Origin of the sequence: Mangrovactinospora gilvigrisea, from assembly GCF_001879105.1 — a bacterium.
Lineage (GTDB): Bacteria > Actinomycetota > Actinomycetes > Streptomycetales > Streptomycetaceae > Mangrovactinospora > Mangrovactinospora gilvigrisea.
This window is the reverse complement of sequence record NZ_MLCF01000140.1, coordinates 1-2,384: the sequence shown is the minus strand read 5'-3', so window position 1 is coordinate 2,384 and position 2,384 is coordinate 1. Positions and strand designations below refer to the sequence as shown.

The 2,384-nt window shown below is 75.3% G+C and carries 4 protein-coding genes; all 4 read left to right on the top strand.

The window, feature by feature from the left end:
- Positions 1-472 (top strand): 2'-5' RNA ligase family protein (locus BIV57_RS20855; protein ID WP_071658403.1); only part of this gene is annotated, 472 nt, incomplete at its 5' end.
- Positions 473-687: 215 nt separating this feature from the next.
- Positions 688-1,101, top strand: a complete 414-nt coding sequence (locus BIV57_RS20850) for an NADH-quinone oxidoreductase subunit A (RefSeq protein WP_071658405.1) — start codon at positions 688-690, stop codon at positions 1,099-1,101.
- Positions 1,071-1,700, top strand: coding sequence for an NADH-quinone oxidoreductase subunit B (locus tag BIV57_RS20845; protein ID WP_071658404.1), 630 nt, complete (start codon positions 1,071-1,073; stop codon positions 1,698-1,700). Before BIV57_RS20850 ends, BIV57_RS20845 begins: the two co-directional genes overlap by 31 nt.
- The coding region (locus BIV57_RS20840) for an NADH-quinone oxidoreductase subunit C (RefSeq protein WP_139275745.1) at positions 1,697-2,384 on the top strand (688 nt) is incomplete at its 3' end. The genes BIV57_RS20845 and BIV57_RS20840, both read left to right, overlap by 4 nt.

Genomic DNA, 2,384 nt, shown 5'->3' with positions numbered 1-2,384 from the left:
CCGGCTGCCCGCCCTGGAGGCCGGGCTGGCCGAGGAGGCCGCCCGGCGTTCCCCGCTCACGCTGCGGCTGGCCGGCGGCGGGCGGTTCGGCGGCACCGTGCTGTGGGCGGGCGTCGAGGGCGACCGCGCCGCGCTGGGCGGCCTGGCGGCTGGCGTCGCGGAGGCGGTGCGGGAGGCCGGGCTGACGGTGGACGACCGCCCGTACACCCCGCATCTGACGCTGGCGCTGGTGCGCGGCGGCGGGTCGGGGCGCGGGGCGGGACGGGGGTCGGGCCGGAACGGCGTCAACCTGCGGCCGCTGGCCGAGGCGATGTCCGGCTTCGGCGGGCGGCCGTGGACCGCGGGCCGGGTGGACCTGATGGAGAGCCGGCTGGGGGAGGGCCCCGGGGGCGGTCCGGGCTACCGGACGGTCGGGGCGTATCGGCTGGGCGGCCCAGGGGGCGGTGGGGGTGCCGCGGAAACGGGTGAGTAGCCTCGTGGTGTGGACGCGAAGACCAGAAGCCGGATCATGGCCGTGACACTGGCCGTGTTCGCGGTCGTGGTGATCGTCGGAGCGGTGCTGCGCTGAGCCCGCCGGGCGGTCCCGACCGCGGTCGGCGGAAGTGAACAGGGTGGGTCGCGGGGGTCGGAATCCTCGGTGCGTCTTCTAGACTCGTGCCGCGCACGGGCGGGCGGCGGACGGCGGAGGTGACGGGCGCGGTGAAGCACACCCTCCTCGCGGCGGGCGGGCATACCGGTTACTACCAGGCGTACTCGGTGCTGGGACTGGTGGCGGTGCTCGGCGTGCTCTTCGTGGCGGCCTCGTTCGCCGCGAACCGGCTGCTGCGGCCGGACGTCCCCGGCGCCGAGAAGTACACGGTCTACGAGTGCGGCGTCGACCCGGTGGGGGAGGGCTGGGCGCACACCCAGATCCGGTACTACGTCTACGCCTTCCTCTATGTGATCTTCGCGGTGGACGCGATCTACCTGTTCCCGTGGGCGACGGTCTTCGCGGCGCCCGGTTTCGGGGCGACGACGCTGGTGGAGATGTTCGTCTTCATCGGGTTCCTCGCGGTGGGACTGCTCTACGCCTGGCGGACGGGGGTGCTCCGGTGGATCTGACGCCTGTGTCCCGCCCGGCGCGGGTCGGCGCGCTGTCGCGCCTGGCACCCGACCCGGTGAAGCTGGTGCTCAACTGGGGCCGCCGCTACAGCCTCTGGGTCTTCAACTTCGGACTCGCCTGCTGCGCGATCGAGTTCATCGCGACGTCGATGGCGCGGCACGACTTCATCCGGCTCGGGGTGATCCCGTTCGCGCCGGGCCCGCGGCAGGCCGACCTGATGGTGGTGTCGGGGACGGTCACGGACAAGATGGCCCCGGCGGTGAAGCGGCTCTACGAGCAGATGCCGGAGCCGAAGTACGTCATCTCCTTCGGCGCCTGCGCCAACTGCGGTGGCCCGTACTGGGACTCGTACTCGGTGACCAAGGGCGTCGACCAGATCATCCCGGTGGACGTCTACGTCCCGGGCTGCCCGCCGCGGCCGGAGGCGCTGCTGCAGGGGATCCTGAAGCTGCAGGAGAAGATCGCCCGGGAGTCGCTGGGGGAGCGGTACGCGGACGGCGGGGCCGACGGTTCCGGCAGGCCGGATGGTCCCGATGCGCCCGGCAGGCCCGATGGGCCCGATGCGGGGGCGCTGCGGCGGGGACTGGTGCGGCCGTGACGGCGGTGTCGGCGGCGGAGGCGGCGTCCCTCGGCGAATGGGCCGCCGCCGAGGAGCGGTTCGGCGTGGTGACGGTGGACGTCCCGGCAGACCGCTGGATCGAGGCGCTCACCGCGGTGCGGGACGGGCTGGGCTGCGCGTTCTTCGACTGGCTCAGCGCGGTGGACCTGCTGGAGGACGGCTTCGAGGTGTACGTCCACGCGGCCCGGGTGGGCGAACCGGGCCGTGCGGAGCGGCTCCTGGTCCGCACCCGGCTGCCGCGGGACGCGGCGGAGCTGCCGTCCGCGGTGGGGGTGTGGGCGGGGGCGGCGTGGCACGAGCGCGAGACCCACGAGATGTTCGGGATCGGGTTCACGGGCCATCCGGGGCTCGCCCCGCTGCTGCTGCCGGACGGCTTCGAGGGGCATCCGCTGCGCAAGGAGTTCGTCCTCGCGGCGCGGGTGGCGAAGGCGTGGCCGGGCGCGAAGGAGCCGGGCGGCGAGACGCCGCGCCGCCGCGCGATGCTGCCGCCGGGCGTCCCCGACCCCAACGAGTGGGGACCGGACGCGGGCAAGCTCCCGCCTGCGCCGCCGGCGCGCCGCGCGCGCCCCGCGGCGGCGCCGAGCGAGGCCGGGCCCGACGCCCCGGCAGCCCCCCGTCGCGCCCGCACCGCGAGCGGGCAGCCGCCGCAGAGCGGCGCCGAAC